The sequence below is a fragment of the Actinokineospora baliensis genome (assembly GCF_016907695.1).
Classification (GTDB): domain Bacteria; phylum Actinomycetota; class Actinomycetes; order Mycobacteriales; family Pseudonocardiaceae; genus Actinokineospora; species Actinokineospora baliensis.
In genome coordinates this window covers 862,172-881,854 of record NZ_JAFBCK010000001.1, presented here as the reverse complement: position 1 = coordinate 881,854, position 19,683 = coordinate 862,172, and the positions used below count along the sequence as shown (strand labels likewise).

General features: G+C 69.3%; 23 protein-coding genes. 12 read left to right on the top strand and 11 right to left on the bottom strand.

Annotated elements, in window-relative coordinates; all coding sequences use genetic code 11:
- Positions 1–42: 42 nt before the first annotated feature.
- The 3 genes from JOD54_RS03885 to JOD54_RS03875 all read right to left on the bottom strand — a co-directional run bounded on the left by JOD54_RS03885 (position 43) and on the right by JOD54_RS03875 (position 4,093).
- On the bottom strand, positions 43–1,923 hold the full coding sequence (locus tag JOD54_RS03885) for a helix-turn-helix domain-containing protein (RefSeq protein ID WP_204449206.1): 1,881 nt from the start codon (positions 1,921–1,923) through the stop codon (positions 43–45).
- A 71-nt stretch (positions 1,924–1,994) separates the two neighbouring features.
- The gene (locus tag JOD54_RS03880; protein ID WP_204449205.1) at positions 1,995–3,305 is read right to left on the bottom strand and encodes an MFS transporter; all 1,311 of its coding nucleotides are present in this window, start codon (positions 3,303–3,305) and stop codon (positions 1,995–1,997) included.
- Between the two features lie 20 nt (positions 3,306–3,325).
- Positions 3,326–4,093: a 3-hydroxybutyrate dehydrogenase gene (locus tag JOD54_RS03875; RefSeq protein ID WP_204449204.1), complete on the bottom strand. Its 768-nt coding sequence runs from the start codon at positions 4,091–4,093 to the stop codon at positions 3,326–3,328.
- A gap of 123 nt (positions 4,094–4,216) precedes the next feature.
- Here JOD54_RS03875 and JOD54_RS03870 point away from each other — a divergent pair, with 123 nt between their 5' ends.
- Together JOD54_RS03870 and JOD54_RS03865 are read left to right on the top strand one after the other, a co-directional pair.
- Positions 4,217–4,579: a TFIIB-type zinc ribbon-containing protein gene (locus JOD54_RS03870; protein ID WP_204449203.1), complete on the top strand. Its 363-nt coding sequence runs from the start codon at positions 4,217–4,219 to the stop codon at positions 4,577–4,579.
- A gap of 15 nt (positions 4,580–4,594) precedes the next feature.
- Entirely contained in the window at positions 4,595–5,209 is a 615-nt protein-coding gene (locus JOD54_RS03865; RefSeq protein WP_204456070.1) for a P-loop nucleotide/nucleoside kinase family protein, read from the top strand.
- Here JOD54_RS03865 and JOD54_RS03860 read toward each other — a convergent pair.
- Positions 5,196–5,699: a DinB family protein gene (locus JOD54_RS03860; RefSeq protein ID WP_204449202.1), complete on the bottom strand. Its 504-nt coding sequence runs from the start codon at positions 5,697–5,699 to the stop codon at positions 5,196–5,198. The genes JOD54_RS03865 and JOD54_RS03860 overlap by 14 nt on opposite strands.
- Positions 5,700–5,865: 166 nt before the next feature.
- Between JOD54_RS03860 and JOD54_RS03855 the strand changes: the two genes are divergently transcribed.
- From JOD54_RS03855 to JOD54_RS03830, 6 genes are all read left to right on the top strand, one after another.
- Entirely contained in the window at positions 5,866–6,297 is a 432-nt protein-coding gene (locus JOD54_RS03855) for a helix-turn-helix domain-containing protein (protein ID WP_372440256.1), read from the top strand.
- Entirely contained in the window at positions 6,278–6,895 is a 618-nt protein-coding gene (locus tag JOD54_RS03850) for a hypothetical protein (protein ID WP_204449201.1), read from the top strand. The genes JOD54_RS03855 and JOD54_RS03850 overlap by 20 nt, the downstream gene beginning before the upstream one ends.
- A 93-nt stretch (positions 6,896–6,988) precedes the next feature.
- Complete coding sequence (locus JOD54_RS03845) at positions 6,989–7,282, top strand: DUF2516 family protein (protein WP_204449200.1); 294 nt, start codon at positions 6,989–6,991, stop codon at positions 7,280–7,282.
- A complete protein-coding gene (locus JOD54_RS03840; RefSeq protein WP_307859824.1) occupies positions 7,276–8,013 on the top strand; it encodes an alpha/beta fold hydrolase in 738 nt (245 codons plus the stop codon). Before JOD54_RS03845 ends, JOD54_RS03840 begins: the two co-directional genes overlap by 7 nt.
- A complete protein-coding gene (locus tag JOD54_RS03835) occupies positions 8,010–8,549 on the top strand; it encodes a YbaK/EbsC family protein (protein WP_204449199.1) in 540 nt (179 codons plus the stop codon). Before JOD54_RS03840 ends, JOD54_RS03835 begins: the two co-directional genes overlap by 4 nt.
- A gap of 115 nt (positions 8,550–8,664) precedes the next feature.
- The gene (locus JOD54_RS03830) at positions 8,665–9,357 is read left to right on the top strand and encodes a response regulator (protein ID WP_307859823.1); all 693 of its coding nucleotides are present in this window, start codon (positions 8,665–8,667) and stop codon (positions 9,355–9,357) included.
- Here the strand turns inward: JOD54_RS03830 and JOD54_RS03825 are convergent.
- On the bottom strand, positions 9,346–10,467 hold the full coding sequence (locus JOD54_RS03825; protein WP_204449198.1) for an LOG family protein: 1,122 nt from the start codon (positions 10,465–10,467) through the stop codon (positions 9,346–9,348). The genes JOD54_RS03830 and JOD54_RS03825 overlap by 12 nt on opposite strands.
- Before the next feature lie 43 nt (positions 10,468–10,510).
- Between JOD54_RS03825 and JOD54_RS03820 the strand changes: the two genes are divergently transcribed.
- Positions 10,511–10,945, top strand: coding sequence for an SRPBCC family protein (locus JOD54_RS03820; protein ID WP_204449197.1), 435 nt, complete (start codon positions 10,511–10,513; stop codon positions 10,943–10,945).
- Here the strand turns inward: JOD54_RS03820 and JOD54_RS03815 are convergent.
- The 5 genes from JOD54_RS03815 to JOD54_RS03795 form a co-directional block, all read right to left on the bottom strand.
- On the bottom strand, positions 10,942–11,769 hold the full coding sequence (locus tag JOD54_RS03815; RefSeq protein ID WP_204449196.1) for a GNAT family N-acetyltransferase: 828 nt from the start codon (positions 11,767–11,769) through the stop codon (positions 10,942–10,944). The genes JOD54_RS03820 and JOD54_RS03815 overlap by 4 nt on opposite strands.
- Positions 11,770–12,005: 236 nt before the next feature.
- Positions 12,006–12,899, bottom strand: a complete 894-nt coding sequence (gene purU, locus JOD54_RS03810) for a formyltetrahydrofolate deformylase (RefSeq protein WP_239573271.1) — start codon at positions 12,897–12,899, stop codon at positions 12,006–12,008.
- Positions 12,900–13,256: 357 nt separating this feature from the next.
- The gene (locus tag JOD54_RS03805) at positions 13,257–13,994 is read right to left on the bottom strand and encodes a MerR family transcriptional regulator (protein WP_204449195.1); all 738 of its coding nucleotides are present in this window, start codon (positions 13,992–13,994) and stop codon (positions 13,257–13,259) included.
- A gap of 66 nt (positions 13,995–14,060) precedes the next feature.
- Positions 14,061–14,879: a class I SAM-dependent methyltransferase gene (locus tag JOD54_RS03800; RefSeq protein WP_204449194.1), complete on the bottom strand. Its 819-nt coding sequence runs from the start codon at positions 14,877–14,879 to the stop codon at positions 14,061–14,063.
- A gap of 301 nt (positions 14,880–15,180) precedes the next feature.
- Positions 15,181–15,666 carry a DUF2505 domain-containing protein gene (locus JOD54_RS03795; RefSeq protein WP_204449193.1) on the bottom strand — a complete coding sequence of 162 codons (486 nt, stop codon included), beginning with the start codon at positions 15,664–15,666 and terminating at the stop codon, positions 15,181–15,183.
- Positions 15,667–15,691: 25 nt separating this feature from the next.
- Here JOD54_RS03795 and JOD54_RS03790 point away from each other — a divergent pair, with 25 nt between their 5' ends.
- The gene (locus tag JOD54_RS03790; protein WP_307859822.1) at positions 15,692–16,780 is read left to right on the top strand and encodes a UDP-N-acetylmuramate dehydrogenase; all 1,089 of its coding nucleotides are present in this window, start codon (positions 15,692–15,694) and stop codon (positions 16,778–16,780) included.
- On the opposite strand, the gene JOD54_RS03785 is transcribed toward JOD54_RS03790, so the two are convergent.
- The gene (locus tag JOD54_RS03785) at positions 16,777–17,511 is read right to left on the bottom strand and encodes an SDR family NAD(P)-dependent oxidoreductase (protein WP_204449191.1); all 735 of its coding nucleotides are present in this window, start codon (positions 17,509–17,511) and stop codon (positions 16,777–16,779) included. The two genes, JOD54_RS03790 and JOD54_RS03785, sit on opposite strands and share 4 nt — an antisense overlap.
- A gap of 175 nt (positions 17,512–17,686) precedes the next feature.
- Here JOD54_RS03785 and JOD54_RS03780 point away from each other — a divergent pair, with 175 nt between their 5' ends.
- Both JOD54_RS03780 and JOD54_RS03775 read left to right on the top strand, forming a co-directional pair.
- On the top strand, positions 17,687–18,850 hold the full coding sequence (locus tag JOD54_RS03780; protein ID WP_204456065.1) for a L,D-transpeptidase: 1,164 nt from the start codon (positions 17,687–17,689) through the stop codon (positions 18,848–18,850).
- Positions 18,823–19,677 (top strand): alpha/beta fold hydrolase, encoded by an 855-nt coding sequence (locus JOD54_RS03775; protein WP_372440255.1) that lies wholly within the window; start codon positions 18,823–18,825, stop codon positions 19,675–19,677. The genes JOD54_RS03780 and JOD54_RS03775 overlap by 28 nt, the downstream gene beginning before the upstream one ends.
- Positions 19,678–19,683: the final 6 nt, after the last annotated feature.

Here is a 19,683-nt window from a genome sequence, read left to right as displayed (position 1 = left end):
CAGCGCCAGAGGCCGTCACTGGGGGTCGGCCTCTGGCGTGCGTCATGACGGCTCGCCGCGGGAGGTGAGGCGGAACAACCGCAGCGCGAGCTGGATCTCCAACGCCCGCTCAGGAGCCTGCCAGTCCGCGCCGAGCAGGGAGCCGATCCGCTCCAGCCGTTGGACGACGGTGTTCACGTGCACGTGGAGGTTCTCCTTGGCCCGGGTCAGGTTGGCCCCCGCGGTGAAGTACGCCTCTATGGTGCGTAGGAGCTCAGTTCCCCTGCGGTCGTCGTACTCCAGGACAGGGCCAATGGTGTTGTGCACGTAGCCTTCCAAGTCGGCATCTCCGAGTAGGACGCCGACGAACCCCAGATCGCGCATGGTGGCGCCTTCGCCTGTGCGGCCCAACGCCAGCAACGACCGGACACAACGCGTTGCTTCGGTGTGTGCGGCCACGAGCCCCTCAACGCCGCAGGCAGGTCCGGAAGCGCCAACGGTTACCGGTGAGGCCATAGCGGATGTGAGGGATTCAGCGACTCTTGCTGCAAGAGCGCTCGGGTCGTCGGTGCGAGCGAGAAGCACTACCTGATCGGCGTGTACTCCGATCAGAACCGCGAACCGGTTGGCTGCAGAGAGAAGGCGCCGCCGGGATACCTGGTCCGCTGTGACCACAAGAACCGCGTAGGCGTCGGCGAGGTCCACCCCTAGGCGGTGGGCACGTGCTACGAGCGCGGCGGGATTGCGGTCCGGTGCGGTGAGCAAGTCCGTCAACAGCTCGCCGCGAACCTCGTCCTCGGCTTGTGCGACCGATCGGCGCAACATGAGCAGCAGTGCTGTGACGACGCCCGCGCGTTCGAACAGCCTGCGGTCCGCGTCCGCCAGGGCAGGCCTACCGGTGAGCAGAAGACTGCCCAGGAGCTCCTGCCCGGCCTGCACCGCGCAGACCCAGCCGTCCTCGGTGGACACAGCTCGCCCGGAGGCCCGAGCGGCGGTGACGGCCGCATCGGCCACGGTCGTCGGGGTGTCCCCAACGTGCGCGAGCTCCACTCCGGTCGCGTCGAACACCGCGATGTCGCCGTGCAGGACCTCGGCGACGGCAGCCGCGATGTCCGGGAGGTCGCCCCCGCGCAGGATCAGGTCGGTGAGCTTGTCGTGGGCGTCCTCTGCGCGCCGCATGGCCTCGTTGTGGGCGCTGATCGTGCTGTTGGCCGTGTTGAGTTCGTCCAACGCCAAGTGGGTTTCGTCGAGCAGCCGCGCGTTGTCGATCGCTATGGCGGCGTGGTCGGCCAAGGAGGATGCCAACGCCACCTCATCCGGCGAGAAGTCCCTGGCGGAGCGGTCGGCGGCGAACAGGACCCCGATGACCTTGCCGCCCACGGCCAGGGGAACACCCAGGATCGCCGTAATGCCTTCGTCGTGCACAGACGAGTCGATGGGCGTTGTGTGACGGAAGCGCGGATCGGCGAAGTAGTCGCGAGTGGCGTAAGGCCTCGCTGTCTGCGCTACAAGGCCGCCTAGCCCCTCACCCATGCCTAGCGTCACCTGCTGGAACAGGGCGGACGCGGATCCGTCTGTCACTCGCATGTAAGTCCGACCGGACTGCTCATCGTTGAGCGTCAGGTACGAGACGTTGACCCGCAGCAGTGTCCTGGTTCGCCGCACGATCGACCGCAGCACCGCGTCCGTATCGCGTAGGCGAGCCAGGTCGCTGGCTGTGTCGAACAGGGCAGTTAGCTCCACCTCGCGCCTACGGTGAGCTACCAGTGTTTGCCGTACCTGGAGGGCGTACTCGGCGGCCTGGTCGACCGCGAGCAACTCGTCGGCCGCCAGCCCCGCTGCTCGGGCAGCCACCGCGACCTGGGCCAACTGCTCGCCACTCGCCCCGGTGGCGAGCAGTCCGAGCAGTTCACGCACGGCGTCGTGGGCCCTCACGGACGACATGGTCGCACCAATGCGCACCAACCGCGTGTACGGCACGAGGCCGCCCGGATCGCGGGCGGCCTCGCGCCGGGTCACGCCGCCACGCGAGCCGCCGCGGGCTCTGGCTCGGCCAGCGAGCGGCCACGGGTCTCACGTGCGGCCAGCACCGCGATGACGGTGATCGTGCACATCCCGACCAGGTAGAGCGACACCGGCAGAGTGCTGCCGTACCGCTGGAACAGCGCCGTCGCGATGAGCGGCGCTAGCGCCCCAGCGGCGATCGAAGACAGTTGGCCGCCCACAGATAGACCCGTGTAGCGGACCCGCGTGGGGAACTGCTCGGAGAAGAAGGCCGCTTGCGGGCCATACATCGCGCCGTGGAGCGTTAGGCCCACCATGGCCGCCACGATGATGATGCCGGGCGAGCGGGTGTTGAGGAGCGCGAAGAAGATGAACGCCCACACAGCCATGGTCACCGCGCCGAACAGGTAGACCGGCCGCCGTCCGATCCGGTCCGACAGCGCGCCCCACAGCGGGATGCTGATGAAGTGCACGGCGGAACCGATCATCACCGCGTTGAGCCCCACCGTCTTCGCCATGCCCAGCCCGGTCGTGACGTAGACCAGGATGAACGCGGTGATGATGTAGTAGGAGACGTTCTCCGCCATGCGCGCGCCGATCGTGACCAGGACCCGCTGCCAACTGTTGCGGAAGACCTCCACCACCGGCACGTGCGGCTCGGCGTGCTCGGCCGCCTTGGCCTGGGCGTCGAGGAACACCGGCGACTCGGTCACCGTCAGCCGGATCCACAACCCGATGAGCACCAGGACCCCGGACAGCAGGAACGGCACCCGCCACCCCCACGCCAGGAACGCCGCGTCTGACTGCACCGTCGCCAGCAGCGCCAACACGCCCGTGGCCAGCAGGTTCCCGCCCGGTGCGCCGCACTGCGGCCACGACGCCCAGAAGCCACGGCGCTCCGCGGACCCGTGTTCGGACACGATCAGCACCGCTCCACCCCACTCGCCGCCCAAGGCGAACCCCTGGACCAAGCGCAGCACTGTGAGCAGGACCGGCGCGGCGACGCCTATAGCGGCGTAAGTAGGCAGTAGGCCCATCGCGAAGGTCGAGCCGCCCATCAGTAACAGGCTAAAGACGAGCAAACGTTTGCGACCTATCTTGTCGCCGTAGTGCCCGAAGATGAGCCCCCCGATCGGCCTGGCTATGAAGCCGACGGCGTAGGTCAAGAACGCCAGCAACGTGCCGGTAAGGGGGTCCGCGGTGGGGAAGAACAGCTTGTTGAAGACAAGAGCCGCTGCGGACGTGTAGAGGAAGAAGTCGTACCACTCGATGGTGGTGCCGATCAGGCTCGCGCCGACGATCCGCACAAACGACTTGGACATGGTGATTCCTTCCTATCGGATCAGTTGGCTGTCCAGCCGCCGTCGACCGGGATCGAGGCGCCGGTGACATTGGCGGTGTGCGGGCCGCACAGCCACACGACGGTGGCGGCGACGTCTTCCGGTTCGACCAGCCGCTTGATCGGCGACCGGTCCAAGAGCACCTGCTCAACGACCTCGTCAGCACCGACCCCATGCGCTCGGGACTGGGCCTCTATCTGGCCGGTCACCAGGGGCGTGCGCACGTAGCCAGGGCTGACGCAGTTGCTCGTCACCCCGTGCGGGGCGCCTTCTACCGCAACGACCTTCGACAGGCCCTCCAGTGCGTGCTTCGCGGTGACGTACGCGGACTTATAGGCGCTTGCCCGCAGGCCATGGACGCTGGAGATGTTGACGACTCGCCCCCAGCCACCCGCGTACATATGTGGCAGGAACCGTCGCACCAGTAGGAACGGCGCACTGACCATCACCCGCTGGATCAGGTCGAACCGTTCAGGTGGGAACTCGTGCAGAGGCGCCACGTGCTGCAACCCGGCGTTGTTGATCAGGACATCGACCTCGGTGGGCAACTCCTCGACCGAGGTGGCGTCGGCGAGGTCGACGACGTGCGCGACCCCGCCCACCTCGGTGGCGACCGCCTCGGCCGCCGGGCCCGCGCGATCGACGACGTGCACCTTCGCCCCCGCCGCCGCCAACGCGAGCACGCACGCCCGGCCGATCCCGCTCGCGCCACCGGTCACCAGCGCGGTGCGTCCGGCGAGGTCGCCGATGTGATCCGGACCACTAGTCATGGTTGATGACGGTAGGTAGCCCGCTCTCGATCAGCTATGTGCGCGGCGCCTACAACCCGGCATCGGAGGATGTTGATCGTGGCCATGCCGACATGCGCACCAGTATCTGCGTAGTCTGACGTAGTGATTTGTCCGAAGTGCCAAAACGTGATGCGCACCGTCGACCGCCTCGGCGTGCACATCGACCAGTGCGATGGGTGTCGGGGCATCTTCCTCGACCGTGGTGAGCTCGAGCAGATTGCCGCAGCTGAGCAGCGCCACTACACGGCGGCGGCACCACCGCCCCCGTACCAGGGCGCCCCGCCGCCTCCTGCCGCTTACCCCGCCCCCGCGCAGTACCCGCCCCAGAACTACGGGCACGGCTACCGGGACTCGCCCCCCGGGTACCGGGACTCGCCTCCCGGATACGGCCACCACGGTGGTCACGGCGGCCACTACGGGCACAAGAAGCGGCGTAAGAGCTTCCTCGAAGACCTCTTCGACTGATCGCCGTTGAACCCGATGATCTGCGCGGCCTGCGGTGAGTGGGCCGACGCGCCTCGGGTCGACGGCGACGTCCTGGTCTGCGGGTTCTGCGGACATCGGGAGCCGTTCACGCGGCTCCCGATGTTCGCCCTGACCGGCCCCAGCGGCACAGGTAAGTCCACCGTGTGCCGTGGGCTCGGTGCGCTCCTAGGCGGTCAAGCCGTCGTCTTAGAGCAAGACGTCCTGTGGATCGGTGCCTTGCGCGACCCCGAGGACGACTTCGGGGCATTCCGGCAAACCTGGCTGCGGATGGCCGCCATGGTCAACCAGAACGGACGCCCGACGGTGCTGTGCGGCACCGTGGCGCCGCCCCAGCTCGAACATAGGCCCGAACGCGCCCTCTTCTCGGAAATCCACTACCTCGCCCTAGTGGCCGACGACGACGTCTTGGCCAGTCGGCTGCGCGCGCGCCCCGCCTGGCGCGGATGGGATGACGAGCAGCGCATCGCGGACATGCTCGCGTTCAACACGTGGATGAAGACAACCGTGACCGACCCGCCCATGCGGCTGCTGGACACCACGGATGCCACTGTGGAGGAGACGACCAAGGCCGCGGCCGAGTGGGTACTAGGCCACCTCAAGCCCCAGTAGTGCCGTCGATCGCTTCACGCAAGAAGTCCGCGTGACCGTTGTGCCTGGCGTACTCGTGGATGAGGTGCAGGATCACGAGCCTGAGCGACACATCCGCCTCCCACCGCGGGAAGTACCCGGTCACGTCGAGCGACTCCGCTGCTTCCTCGATCTCGCGCGACCGCGCGACCTCCCGCCGCCACGCGGCCAACGCCTCGGCGACCGTGGCGCCCTCCAGGTCGAACGCCTGCTGGTAGTTGCCGCTCTCGGACCACACGAACGGCACATCCTCGTGGTTGATGACCCTGGCGAACCAGGTCCGCTCCACCTCAGCCATGTGCCGCACCAACCCCAACAACGTCAACTCCGACGGCGGAGACGCCCTGCGGCGCATGTCCTCCTCCGACACCCCCGCACACTTCATCGCCAACGTCGCGCGGTGGAAGTCGAGGTACGCCCGAAGGGTCTCCCGCTCGCCACCTGTCAGTGGCGGGCCAATCCGGTCAGTCATGCCCCCAAGCTTCCAGCAGTGATCGGCGCACCGATCGGGTATGTCCCCGGTCGCCTGGTCACCGTACGCGGGACTGTGATCGACCGCACCGACCTGCGCAAGCAGTCCGCTTGCAGGAGTTAGCGCCGCGGCGTACCGTCGAAGGCGGCACGAGGAGGAGGTTCTGGTGGACGACAACGAGGCCAGTGCGATCGATCGGGTCGCCGACCTCGGGCGGGGGATCGGCGAGTACATCAAGCACCAGCGCAACACCGCCAAGATCTCGCTGCGCCAGCTCTCGAGGCTGGCGGGCGTCTCCAACCCCTACCTCAGCCAGATCGAACGTGGCCTGCGCAAACCCAGTGCCGAGATCCTGCAGCAGATCGCCAAGGGGCTGCGGATCTCCGCCGAGGCGCTGTACGTGCAGGCCGGGATCCTCGACCTCCCGGCCGGGGGCCCGGTCACCGACGCAGTGCGCGCCGACCGTGACCTGACAGAGCGGCAGAAGCAAGTGTTGTTGGACGTCTACGAGTCCTTCCGCGGGGAGAACGCCGACCGCGCCGCCAAGTCCACTGTGGAAGCCCAACCGAGGAGTGAAGATGACGCTGCCCAAGACTGACGACGTGCGCAAGGCGGGTGGGCAGGCCGTGGCCGCCGTGAACACCGCGATCGAGCAGGCCCGCACCCCGCTCCTGGCCGCGCTCGGCGCAGGCGACCTCGCCGCGAAGGCTGTGGTCGAGGCGGTCAACAAGGCCAAGGCGCGCGCGGAGGCCACCCCGAACGACCTGCTGGGCAAGTTCGACCCGGCTGAGCTGCGCAAGCTCGTCGAGGAGTACACCGCCGCGGCGCTGCGGCTCTACCAGGGCCTTGCCGAGCACGGCGAGGACGCCCTCGGCAAGCTGCGCTCGCAGCCGCAGGTCAAGAAGCTCGAAGAGGCCATCGAGGCCGCCCAGACCCGGGTCGGTGTTGCCGCGGGCGACGCGCGCACGCTGGCCGAGGACGTGCTGGCCAAGGTGACCGGCAAGACCCGCGAGGCGGGCGAGAAGGCGGCCGAGGCCGCTGAGACGGTCGCCGCCGATGTCGCCGAGGCCGTGCTGGACGCCGGTGACGAGGTGGCCGAGGAGGCCCGCAGCGCGTCCCGCCGGGTCGCCGACCGCACCCCGCCCGCCCGCAAGCCCGCCGCTCGCAAGCCCGCTGCCAAGCCCGCCACCGACTGACGGCGGTCCTGCCCTTGACCTCGTGCGTCACCCCAAGGGGGAGCGCGCGGGGTCTTGTGGTGTCCCCGGGCGGATCGCACGTAGGCTGACGGGGTGCCCGATTCCGCGCTCTTGATCCTGAAGGTCATCGACTGGGCTGCTGTGCCGGTCGCGGCCTTCGCGCTCATCCACGCGCTGTTGCAGCGGCCGGACGCGTACTCGGCCGCCGAGCGCCTCACCAAGCCCGCCTGGGTCGGCATCACCGCGGGCGCCACCGCCGCCCTGCTGCTGTTCAGCTTCGCGGGCACCGGCTGGATCTTCTGGATGGCAGGCCTGGTCGCGGCCCTCGTCTACATCGTCGACGTGCGGCCGAGGCTGATCGAGGTGCAGCGCGGCCAGCGGTGGTGATCGCCCGGGCCTACGGCTCGGGAGACCCGCGCACGCTCATCGTCCCGGGGCTGGGTGCCACGGCGGGTGAGGCCCGCATCCCGGCATCAGGGTTGTCGGGCACCCGGATCGTGTTGACGCTTCCTTCGCACGCTGACGCGCCTGACGCCCCGCTGGACTACTGGCACTACTCGACGATCGCTGCCGACGTTCGCGCTGCCCTAGACGGCACCAGACAGGCCATTGGCGTATCCCTGGGTGCCGCGGCTCTAAGCAACCTTGTGTCTACTGAACCGGGTGTACTCGACCGGTTGGTGTTGATGCTGCCCGCTGCTCTTAGCCAGCCTCGTCCTACGGCCTCAGCCCAGCACGTGCTCGAGATGTCCACGGCAGCGCTGCAGGGTGATCGAGCCCGGCTTCATGCTCTTGTCGCTGCTGACGCTCCCGGCGATCTAACCGACTACGTCAACGAGCGCACTGACGCATTGCTGCGCTTGGGCCCCGCTCTTGCCGCCGTGGCGACCCAGATTCCGGTGCCTGATCCGCTGGCGCTTACTCATGTCAGCGCAGAAGTGCTCATAGTTGCGGCTACGGGTGATTTGTTGCATCCCGTGGAGGTGGCGCGCGAGGCCGCGTCCGCGTTCCCGAAGTCGACCATGGTCCAGTTCGATTCGCCCGCACCCCTGGCCACCCACCGCCGGGAGTTGCGTTCGCTGTTGTCGGACTTCCTCGGCGTACCCTCTGCCGGGTGAACTGGACCATCGCCGGGACGCTCACCGTCCGCCCCGCCGCCGAGCACCCCGAATTGCTCGCTGACCCCGTCGCCAAGGCCCTCGCCACGCTCGCCGCCGACCGGGTCGGTGTCGCCGAGATCGATGCCGAGCTCGCCGACACCGCCGCGTTCTGCGAGCACTACGGGTCTCCGCTGAGCGCCTCGGCGAACTGCGTGGTTGTGCTCGGCAAGCGCGGCAGCGAGGAGCGCATGGCGGCGTGCCTGGTGCTGGCCACGACCCGCGCCGACGTCAACGGTGTCCTGCGTAGGCGGCTGAACGTCCGCAAGGCGTCCTTCGCGCCGATGGACCTCGCTGTCGAGCAGAGCGGAATGGCCTACGGCGGCATTACGCCGGTCGGACTGCCGCAAGAGTGGCCGTTGTACATAGACGCCGCTGTCGCCGCTGCTCCGGAACTCGTCATAGGCAGCGGTATCCGTGGGAGCAAGCTGTTCGTGACCGGCGACTTCATGGCCGCGCTACCCGGCGCAGAGGTGGTCGACGACCTCGCGCGATAGACCGAACGAGCGGCGTTGGCCCCGACGATCGTCGGGATGACGCCACATTCCCTGTTCGCCCACGCTTTCGGTGTGCTTGCATACGGCCCGTGAGCGGGTCGAGAGGGGCTATCACGTGACTACGCAGACCGAAGTCGACGGCACGGTTGTTGAACGCGCCACCATTCGGGTGGGGATCGTCGACGACGAACCGATGGCGCGCGCCTTCGTCAGCAAGATCCTGGGTGCCGCCGCGGACGTGGCGGTCGTCGCCGAGGGGGCCGACGGCGCCGACGCGCTGGAGCTGGTGCGGACCACCGAGCTGGACGTCCTGCTGCTCGACCTCCGCATGCCGCGGATGGACGGGCTGGACGCCCTGCGCGAACTGCGCAGACAGCCCAGAGTGCCCGCGGTCGTGGTCCTGACCACCTTCCACGCGGACCAGGCCGTCGCCACTGCGCTGCGGCTCGGCGCCAAGGGGTTCTTGCTCAAGCACATAGAGCCCGCCGAGCTCGTCCGCGCCGTGCGGGTCGCTGCCAACGGTGGTGCCGTGCTCGACCCCACGCTGACGAACGACCTGATGGGCCACCTGGCGACCCACCACCTCGACCGCATCGGCGCCGCTGCCGAGGTCGCCCGGCTCTCCGCGCGGCTGCGCGACGTGCTGCGGCTGGTCGGCATGGGCCGCAGCAACGGTGAGATCGCCGAGGAACTACGCCTCTCGGACTCCACCGTGCGCGGCTACGTCTCTGAGATCCTCGCCGCCACAGGTTGCGCCAACCGGGTCACAGCAGCCGTTCTAGCCCAGCGCGCCGGTCTATTGGACTGACGCGTAGGACTCAAGGAACGCAACAGCCTCGGCAGCGTCGTCGGTGACCAGGATCCACTGCTCCGCCGGACGCCCCTTGGCGAGTTTGCGCACCAACGGCGCTGCGGGGACCTCCTCGGTCCAGAACCGCTCGCCGAGGAACACCATGGGCGCGGCGGGGCCAACCGAGCCGTAGTGGTTCTGGGTGTAATCCTGGAACACCTCTTGCACGGTGCCCGCGCTACCCGGGGTGTAGATGATGCCGCCCGTAGCCACGGTCAGCAGACCCTCTTCGCGTACCGAGTTCTCGAAGTACTTCGCGTGCAACTCGCAGAACGGGTTGGGCGGTTCATGTCCGTAAAACCAAGTCGGCAACCCGATGGTTCGGGGGTTGTTGCCGGTCGGTAGCTCAACCGCTAGTCCGGCGGCCAACCAGCGGCCGATTTCCGCCGCGTCCACCGTCGCGCCACTACCGAACTTCGGTGCGGTGGACAGGACCTTCAGCACGTCGTCCACACCGGACATATCTGCTAGGCGAACGCCAAGAGGCACGGCCTCCATCGCACCTGGGCCGCCGCCGGTCAGCACAGTGAACCCGGCTTTGCCCAACAGCACGCCGAGCTCTACTGCGTTGCGGTAGCCGTCAGAGTCACGGGTGAGCGCGTGACCACCCATCACCGCGATAGGCATGCCGGTGAGGATGTCGCTTAGAGCCTCGGTGATGCCGTGGTCGTGAAGACGCTCGGCTAAGGCATGCAGGGGGTCTGGCGGGTGGCCCTGCTCGCGGGTGTGCTGGTAGATCCGTGCGTCAGGCGTGTTCGCGTATGTCTCAGGGCGGTCTGGGTCGAAGCCGTCGAAGAGCTCCGCTGGCGTATAGAGGTTGGCTCGGTACACCTCGTAGGGCAGCCCTGGCACTGCGGGGAACAGGAGGGCGCCCGCGGCATGAGCTCGCCGCTGCGTCTCTGGGCGCAACGTGCAGCCCAGGAACAAGGCGCCGTCGAGCGGGGTACGGAGCAGGGCATCGGCGCCCGGGTCCGTGAGGTCCAACCGGACAAGGACGGCATTGCGCAGGTCCAACCCGTTCTCACGGTGCTCGCGCAGGCATGGCAAATCAACGATCTCAGTGCGCACGGCGGTAGCCTACGTACGCCAGGAAGCCGACGTACGGAGAATGATGAACCAGGTCCAGGCGCTCGCTGAACGCACGATCGCCGCCCCCGTCGACCGAGTCCGCGCGGCCGTGGCCGACTACCGGGGAACCCGGTCGCGGATCCTCACCGGACACTTCAGCGACTACGAGGTCCAGTCCGGGGGCACGGGCGCGGGAACCGTCGTGCGTTGGCGACTGCAGGCCACCAAGAAGCGGGTGCGGGACTGCCTCTTCGAGGTCAGTGAGCCCACACCCGGTGCACTGGTCGAAGCGGACCGTAACTCCACCTTGGTCACCACGTGGACGGTCGAGGGCAACGACACCACCTCGACCGTGCGGATCGCCACCACCTGGGAGGGCGCCAACGGGGTCAAGGGGTTCTTCGAGCGCACCTTCGCGCCCGCGGGCCTCAAGCGCATCCACGACGAGTTGCTGGCCAACCTCGCTGCGGCCCTCTAGCCCAGCGCTTGCATGAACGGCGCATGAATGGCATGGCGGTCGCCCGGTAGTGGGCGGCCGCCAAGGGTCATCAGATCGCACCGGAAGACCGGCGTTAGGCCGCGCTCGGTCAGCCATTGGCCCAACTCCGGGTGCTTGTCATCGATGTCGACCCTGACAGGCCCGGCGGCATCTATGGCCAAGTCGGCGATGAGCGCACGGGCGTCTGCGGGGTCAGCCGCGACCACAGGGCCGATGATGGTCGATTCCATCGTAGTGCCGGGCCGCCAACTGGCCGCGTAGCCGACCAGCTCGCCTCCCCGTTCCACTAGGCGAACGCGGCTGGCGAAGGTGAACAGTCCCGACAGGACATTGGACCGGTCCGCGCCGAACACCACCTTGTCGAACGCCAAGATGGCGGCCAGGTCGTCCTGGGCCGCCACCTTGGTGCGCTCGCTGGGTTCCGCGTTCAACGCGCCGGTACAGGCATCGACTTTCGCCAGTGAGCGGAAGCCGAGTCGTTCATAGAGGGGGCGGCCGGTCGGGGTCGCGTGCAGGTGCACTGTCGTCCCTTCGGCCTGGGCCATCGCGTGGCGAACCACGCGCGTGCCGAGCCCCTGTCGCGCGTACTTGGACGCGACCAGCACCATGCTGATCGCGGCCAAGTCCCCGGACGTGGTCAGGATGGTGGACGCGACCAGGTCCCCTGACTGGTCGACGATCCCGTAGCCCTGCCCGACGTCGAGCAGGAACTCCCACTTGCGGTCTTCGTGAGGCCACTCGCGGTCGGCGGCGAGCGCGAGGCAGGGTCTCAGGTCGGTGGTGGACAACTCTCGGACATGCATGGTGCGAACCTCCCCAGTGGTCACACGAAGATCGTGCCGCGTGTTTGCCTTGTGTCGCAACCGAATTAGCGCGCATAGCGGCAACCTGGGTCGTTCGTCAAACGGCTATCCCCACCGGATCGTGTCAATGACAGCCCGGTGACCGCGGCCTACCTTGGAAGGAGAAACGAATCCAGCTCACCGAGGAAACCGTTGTGCGCCAGTACCTTCCCCGCAGCGTCCCCGTCCAAGACCGATCAGAACACCACCGTCTTGTTGCCGTGCAGCAGGATTCGGCCCTCCAGGTGCGCGCGCAGCCCACGGGCCAGCACGACCTTCTCGATGTCGCGCCCCTTGCGGACCATGTCCGCGACCGAGTCCTTGTGGTCGACCCTGATCACGTTCTGCTCGACGATCGGACCCTGGTCCAGTTCGGCCGTGACGTAGTGGCAGGTCGCGCCGATGAGCTTGACCCCCCGCTTGTGGGCCTGGTGGTAGGGGCGCGCGCCGACGAAGGACGGCAGGAAGCTGTGGTGGATGTTGAGCGCCCGCCCGGCCCAGTCCACGCACAGCTCCGGCGGGACCACCTGCATGAACCGCGCCAGCACGATCGCGTCCGGGGAGTTGGCGTCCACCAGTTGCCGCAACTGCGCGAACGCGGCGGCCTTGCCCTCGGCGTCCGCGGCGGGGAACGGCACGTGGTGGAACGGGATGCCGTGCGCCCGGGTGATCGGCGCGAGGTCGGCGTGGTTGCCGACGACCGCCCGCACGTCGACGTCCAACTCGCCGCTGTGCACCCGGCCGAGCAGGTCGTAGAGGCAGTGCCCCTCCTTCGACACCAGGATCACCACCCGGCGGCGCACCCCGGTGTCCACCACGCTCCAGTCCGCGGCCGGGCTCAGCTCCCCGGCCACGGCGGCGAACCGCTCCCGCAGCTCGTCCACCTCGAACGGGAGGGAATCGGCCCGCACTTCCTGGCGGGTGAAGAACCAGTTGGTCTCCGGATCGGTGTGGTACGACGCCTCGACGATCCACCCACCCGCGTCCGCGAGGAACCCGGCGATCCGCGCGACGATGCCCGTTCGGTCCGGGCACCCCAACCTGATCACATAGCGACGCTCATTCGGCACGGGCCAATCCTCGCAGCCCATGTCCACTTGGCGGCGACACGGCCGCTGCGCGCAGCGTGGTCACTCGCGCACGGCCTGTGGTGCTTCGTCCGCCGATCCTTCGCCCGGCCTGTTGGTCAACGCCTGTGGTCGCTTGCGTGTGCGCAGAGAGCGCGAGGGGCAGGCCACGCGAAGAGAACCGGCCCGGCCGGATGTGCGGATCTGGGGTCTGCCTGGTTCGGCCGGGCGGTGCGCGTGCTTGGTGGCGTGGCCCTTTCCGACCGGTCAGGTCACCCAGGTCGCCCGCGGCACCCAGATGCCTCGCCAACGGCACGGGACTGGTGCCGCCCTGGCGGGCTGGTGGCCGGGAGTTCGGCCACCAGCCGCCTCAAGGGTTGGCTAGGACAGCTCGGTCTGGGCGTATTCCTTCATCGCCGCGCGGAGGTAGTCGGCGAGGCGGGGGTCGGTCTTGTCGAAGTTGGCCCGGAACCTCGGGTCGTCGGCGTAGACGTCGGCCAGGCCCGCGTAGGACTGCCGGTTGGGCTGCCAGAACGCCTGGATCCAGCGGTAGTGGCCGTCGATCGTGGCCTGGACGGCCGGGTCCTGCGGGGTGCGGTCGGCGTCGAGGTGCGCGACGAGGGTGGTCAGCATCGCCGTCCACTCCTTGCCGTGGCCCTGCTGCCAGGTCGACTCCGCGGACGCGTCGACGACCTCCGGGCCCCAGCGCTCGCGCGCCTCCTGGCGCAGCTGCTCCTGGGTCGCGGCGTCGAACCCGTCGAACCAGTGGTCGGTCTTCGTCATGGTGGTTCCCTCCTCGACATCGGTGATGGTCCTGGAGACGGTTCTGGCCAGGCGGTCGAACCGGTCGCGTTCGGCGAGCAGCCAACGGTGGTGCATCCGCAGCGCGGCCACCCGGTCCCCGCCGTCGCGCACGATCTCGCCGATGGCCTCGAGCCCGAGGCCCAACTCGCGCAACACGAGGATCTGCTGCAACCGCAGCAGCTGCTCCTGCTCGTAGTACCGGTACCCGTTGTCACCCACCCACGCGGGCGGCAGCAGACCGATCTCGTCGTAGTGCCGCAGCGTCCGCGACGTCACCTTCGACATGCGGGCGACCTGGGCTGTCGACCACGCCATCAGAACCTCTCCTACCTGGGCCTCTCCGGCCCGACACCCACGGTAGGAGTTGACGCCGCGTCAATGTCAAGCCGAGTTCGGCGCCACCGCCGACCACGTCAGCGTGACCTCACCGAGCCGCCAGCGCCGCCGGTTGTCGAGAACCGGCCAGCCGTCGGCCGCCAGCAGCCGCACGGTCTCCACCCACCTGGCCCTCGGGCCGAACGGGGCGAACGGGGCCGCGGTCGCCCAGTAGGCGTCCAGGGCCCGCAACAGGTCGAACACCGGCTCGCCAGGCACATTCCGGTGGATCAGCGCCTTCGGCAGCCGCTCGGCCAGGTCGGAGGGCCGTTCGAGATCCGCTGGCAGGCAGGCCAGGGTGAACGTCCGCGGACCGTCGGCGTCCAGCAGCACCCAGCTGCAGCGCCTGCCGATCTCGTCGCAGGTGCCCTCCACCAGCAAGCCGCCGGGCGCCAGCCTGGCGAGCATCGTCTCCCACGACCGCCACGACTCGGGTTCGGTGTACTGCCGCAGCACGTTGAACGCGCGCAACAGCACCGGCCGGGCACCCGCCAACTCGAACCCACCCCGGCGGAAGTCGAGCCACGGCGGGTCGGCCATCGGCTTCGCGGCGGCCACGCGCTCGGGATCGATCTCCAAGCCGAGCACCCGCACGCCGGGGTACACCGCGCGCAACCGAGTCGCCAACTCCAGCGTGGTCACCGGAGTCGCGCCGTACCCGAGATCGACGACGAGCGGGTCCGGACAGTCCACAACAGACTGGACCGCGGCCGTCCCCAACATCCAGCGGTCGATCCGCCGCAGCCGGTTCGGGTTCGTGGTCCCCCGGGTCGCGACCCCCAGCGCCCGCGCCCGCCCCGCGGCCAACCGCGGCACCTTCGCCATCACCCCACCCCGCGTCCGCTTCGAGCCGCACTCGTCCCACCGAGGACGATCACCGCGCTCACACGGGCGCGATCGCCGCTGCCGGTTGGGCCGCGGTGGTCACGACCGGGCTGGCGTGCCTGGGTGTTGGGCTTGTGTTCGCCGGTGCCGGGAGGGGCATGGCGGTGTACGTGGCGCCGGTCGGGGCGGTGAGTGCACCGGGCTTGCTCGTCGGCGGTGGGGTTCGTGGAGCTCCACTCGGACGCCGGTGCTGGGAACCCAGCGGGTGTGGCTTGGGGTGGATAGCGAAGGGGGGTGCGTGTCACGCGGACTCGGCGAAGGTGGCCTCGGCGGTGAGGAGGTCGCGGACCCGGTCGGCGATGACTGACTCGATCTTGCCGCCGATCAGCGGGATGCGGACCTTGACCTCCGCGGTGGTCCGCAGTTCGCTGCCGGTCGCGGTGTCGGTGAGGGCGTAGTGGCCCTTGATGTCGCCGGGGATGCCGGAGACGGTGGCTGAGGTGGTGCCGGTGAACCGGGAGCCCTCGGCGCGCCAGGTCTCGGTTCGTTCGACGACCAGATCGCCCTTGACCAGGGAACGGACAGCAGAGGGGAGGTGGGCCGAGTCGATGGCCTGGCGCAGGCGGTAGTGGGTCGTGTCGCCGGTGGTGGTGTGCTCGACCAGGGTGGCGTCCTTGCCGCCGATGGCGCGGAGTCGGGCCTCGAGGAAGGCGCGGTCCACCAGTCGGGCGTGCACGGTCGCGGCTGGCGCGGTGAACCCCGCGCGGTGCTCGATACGGCTGGCCATGTGCGGGAGGTTACCGTTGGCGCCCGTGACCAGCCTTCCCCTCGGCGCCGACGTCCGTTCCGGTGTCCCGCTCTCCGGTTACACCACGCTGCGCCTCGGTGGGCCCGCGGCGAGGTTCGTGACCGCGTCCTCGGCCGCCGAGGTGGTCGACGCCGTCAAGGCCGTCGATCGGAGCGGGGAGCCGCTGCTGGTGCTCGGTGGTGGGTCCAACCTGGTCATCGGGGACCTCGGGTTCGACGGCACCGTCGTGCTCGTGGCCAACCACGGCAGCAAGATCGACTGCGTGGAGCCGGGGCGGGTGCAGCTCACCGTCGAGGCCGGTGAGGACTGGGACACCGTGGTCGCGGGCACGGTCGAGGCGGGGCTGGGCGGGCTGGAATGCCTGTCTGGGATCCCGGGGCTGGTCGGGGCGACGCCGGTGCAGAACGTGGGGGCCTACGGGGTCGAGGTCGCGCAGGTGCTGGTGTCGGTCGACCTGCTCGACCGGGGCACCGGGGAGGTGCGCACGCTGCGCACCGACGAGCTGGGGCTGGACTACCGCACCAGCATCCTCAAGGGCACCGACCGGGCCGTCGTGCTGCGGGCCCGGTTCGAACTGTCCGACGACGGGCTCTCGGCGCCGATCCGCTACACCGAGTTGGCCAGGGCGCTTGGTGTGCGGCAGGACGAGCGGGTGCCGGTGGCCGACGCGCGGGTCGCGGTGGTGGACCTGCGGCGGGGCAAGGGCATGGTGCTCGACCCGGTCGACCACGACACGTGGAGTGCGGGGTCGTTCTTCACCAACCCGATCATCCCGCTCGAGGGCGTCGACGAGGTGCTGGCGCGGATCGTCGCCGTGGTGGGGGCCGACGTCACGGTGCCGCGCTACCCGGCGGGGCCCGGGGCCGCGAAGCTATCGGCCGCCTGGTTGATCGAGCGGGCGGGGTTCTCGAAGGGCTTCACCCACGGGCGGGCCGGGTTGTCCGGCAAGCACACCCTCGCGCTCACCAACCGGGGCGAGGCGACCACGGCGGACCTGCTCGGGCTGGCCAAGCAGGTCCGCGACGGGGTCCGCGACGCGTTCGGCGTCGAACTGCACGCCGAGCCGGTCCTGGTCAACTGCGCGCTGGACTAACTGGTCCGGTGCGCCCTGGTCGCCGAGGCCTGGGCGCGGGGCTTGAGCACGATCTGGTCCAGGTTGACGTGCGGTGGGCGGGTGACGGCGAAGGCGATCACCTCGGCGACGTCGTCGGCGGTCAGCGGGTCGATGCCCTGGTAGACCTTCTCGGCGCGGTCGGTGTCGCCGTCGAAGCGGACGGCGGAGAACTCGGTCTCGACCATGCCGGGCAGGATCTCGGTGAACCGCAGCGGCTCGCCGAGGAACTCCCCGCGCAGCGTCCGGTGCAGCGCCGACTGGGCGTGCTTGGCGGCGGTGTACCCGGCGCCGCCGTCGTAGATCTCGATGGCGGCGATGGACGTGACGGTCACCACGTGGCCGTTGCCCGAGGCGAGCAGCTTCGGCAGCAGGGCCTTGGTGGTGCGCAGCGTGCCGAGCACATTCGCCTCGAACATCCACCGCCAGCGCTCCTCGTCCGCGGCGTCGACCCGGTCAAGACCCTTGGCGCCACCGGCGTTGTTCACCAGCACGTGGCACCCTGGAACCCGGTCGGCGAACGCCTCGACCGACGCCGGGTCCGTTACATCCAGTTCGACCGCTTCGCCGCCGACCGACCCGGCCACCTCGGCCAGCCGGTCCAGCCGCCGGGCGCCGAGCACGACGTGGAAACCGGCCGCGGCCAGGTGCCGGGCGGTTGCCGCCCCGATGCCCGCGCTCGCCCCGGTGACTACTGCGATTGGCTTGTTCACGGTTGTCGATCCTGCCCCGGGACCAGGCGGCCAACCGGGCGCGGGAGTATGAGCACAGTCACATCCCGGGTGGCGCACCCCGTTGCCACCCGGGCGTCCTACATCGGTGGGGAGAGACTCGACAGTGGGAGGTTCCACGGTGAGACGACCGGCTTCGACGACCAGGACCAGCGGGATCGTGGGAGCCCTCGTCCTGGTTCTCGCGCTGCTCGCCGGCTGCACCTCGGAGCAATCCGGCACCCCGGGCGGCAGCGGCGGGGGCGGCGGTGACAGCGGCCAGCAGGAGGCGGCGCCCAAGGCGAAACTGGCCGCGAGCCCGGCCAACGACGCCGCCGAGGTGCCGCCGGGCGATCCGCTCAAGATCAGCGTGACCGACGGGACCATCGACTCGGTCGAGGTGCTCAGCCCCGACGGCAAGGCCGTCAAGGGCGCGCTCGCCGCCGACAAGCTGTCCTGGGCCTCGTCCGAGGTGTTCGGGTACGCCAAGAAGTACACCTACACCGCGGCCGCGACCGGGTCCGACGGCAAGAAGGTCGAGCTCAAGGGCGGTTTCACCACGCTCAAGCCCGCCAAGACCCCGCGCGCGACGATCAACCCGGCCGACAACGCGACCGTCGGCGTCGGCATGCCGATCAGCGTGAAGTTCCCCGAGGGCAAGGTCACCGACAAGGCGGCCGTGGAGAAGGCGCTCAGCGTCGAGACCTCCAAGCCGGTCGAGGGCGCCTGGGCGTGGCTCAACGACCAGCAGGTGGACTGGCGACCCAAGGAGTACTGGCCCGCGGGCACCAAGGTCACCGTGACCGCCAAGCTCTACGGCCTGGCCTACGGCGGCGGCGCCTACGGCAAGGCCGACCTGAGCACCGCGTTCACCATCGGCCGCAACCAGGTGGTCAAGGTCAACACCCCCGACCACAAGATGAACGTCTACCGCGACGGCCAACTCGTCGCCAGCTACCCGTCGAGCAACGGCAAGGACGCCGACCCGGACCTCAACACCCCCAACGGCACCTTGATCGTGATGCAGAAGGACCCGATCGGCGACTTCTCCAACCCGCGCTACGGCTACACCAACGTCAAGAAGAAGTGGGCCGTGCGGATCTCCAACCACGGCGAGTTCATCCACGAGAACGAGGAGAACCGGGCCAACATCGGCAAGGCGAACACCTCGCACGGGTGCGTGAACCTGCTCGAACCGGACGCCAAGGCCTACTTCGACTCGGCGCTCATCGGCGACCCGGTGGAGATCACCGGCTCCAAGGCGAACATGCCCACCAGCTCCGACGTGTTCGACTGGCTCATCCCGTGGAGCCAGTGGCAGAAGATGTCGGCGCTGCGTTGATCCACACCGTCGCGGGAGCGGGCGGCACCTCGTTGGCCGTCCGCACCGCGGGGGACCCGGCGCGGCCGCCGATCGTGTTCGTGCACGGCTGGGCCCAGTCCAGCCGGTGCTGGGCCGCCCAGTTCGCCGATCCCGGGCTGCGGGCCGCCCACCACCTGATCGCCGTCGACCTGCGCGGTCACGGCGACTCGGACATCCCCGCCGACGGCTACGACCAAGCGGCGACCTGGGCGGCCGACCTCGCCGCCGTGCTGGCCTTCGCCGGTGCCCCCGCCCTGGTCGTCGGCTGGTCCTACGGCGGCCTCGTGATCACCGACCACGTGCGTGAGCGCGGCTGCGCCGACCTGGCGGGCATCGTCCTCGTCGGCGCGATCACCGAGATCGGCAAGGGCCGCCCCGGCGGGCGGATAGGGCCCGCGATGCGCGCGGCACTGCCCGCCGCGCTCGCCGAGGACCCCGCGGTGGCCATCCCCGCTGTCACGTCCCTCACAGTCGCGATGACCGCGGCGCCCGTTGCGGGCACGCTCACCCAAGCCTGGGTGGGGGACACGCTGCGGGTGCCGCCCGCGGTCCGCACGGCCCTGTTCAGGCGGGATGTGGGCAGCGCGGACGTGCTGGCCTCGATCACCGTGCCGACCACGGTGGTGCACGGCGACGCGGACGTGGTCGTGGATCCTGCCGGATCCGAGTACGCGGCCGGGAAGATTCCCGGTGCCACGCCGCGTTGGTTCCCAGGGGTCGGGCACGCGCCCTTCTCCGAACGGGTCGACGAGTTCAACGGTGTGCTCCGCGAAGCGGCGAGTGTCGCGGAGGACCGGAAGGGGTGATTCCGG

Coding starts and splice junctions, on each gene's coding strand:
- JOD54_RS03885 (WP_204449206.1), bottom strand. CDS start 1,923: ATGTCGTCCGTGAGGGCCCACGACGCCGTGCGTGAACTGCTCGGACTG.
- JOD54_RS03880 (WP_204449205.1), bottom strand. CDS start 3,305: ATGTCCAAGTCGTTTGTGCGGATCGTCGGCGCGAGCCTGATCGGCACC.
- JOD54_RS03875 (WP_204449204.1), bottom strand. CDS start 4,093: ATGACTAGTGGTCCGGATCACATCGGCGACCTCGCCGGACGCACCGCG.
- JOD54_RS03865 (WP_204456070.1), top strand. CDS start 4,595: ATGATCTGCGCGGCCTGCGGTGAGTGGGCCGACGCGCCTCGGGTCGAC.
- JOD54_RS03860 (WP_204449202.1), bottom strand. CDS start 5,699: ATGACTGACCGGATTGGCCCGCCACTGACAGGTGGCGAGCGGGAGACC.
- JOD54_RS03850 (WP_204449201.1), top strand. CDS start 6,278: ATGACGCTGCCCAAGACTGACGACGTGCGCAAGGCGGGTGGGCAGGCC.
- JOD54_RS03820 (WP_204449197.1), top strand. CDS start 10,511: ATGAACCAGGTCCAGGCGCTCGCTGAACGCACGATCGCCGCCCCCGTC.
- JOD54_RS03815 (WP_204449196.1), bottom strand. CDS start 11,769: ATGCATGTCCGAGAGTTGTCCACCACCGACCTGAGACCCTGCCTCGCG.
- purU (WP_239573271.1), bottom strand. CDS start 12,899: ATGGGCTGCGAGGATTGGCCCGTGCCGAATGAGCGTCGCTATGTGATC.
- JOD54_RS03805 (WP_204449195.1), bottom strand. CDS start 13,994: ATGGCGTGGTCGACAGCCCAGGTCGCCCGCATGTCGAAGGTGACGTCG.
- JOD54_RS03800 (WP_204449194.1), bottom strand. CDS start 14,879: ATGGCGAAGGTGCCGCGGTTGGCCGCGGGGCGGGCGCGGGCGCTGGGG.
- JOD54_RS03795 (WP_204449193.1), bottom strand. CDS start 15,666: ATGGCCAGCCGTATCGAGCACCGCGCGGGGTTCACCGCGCCAGCCGCG.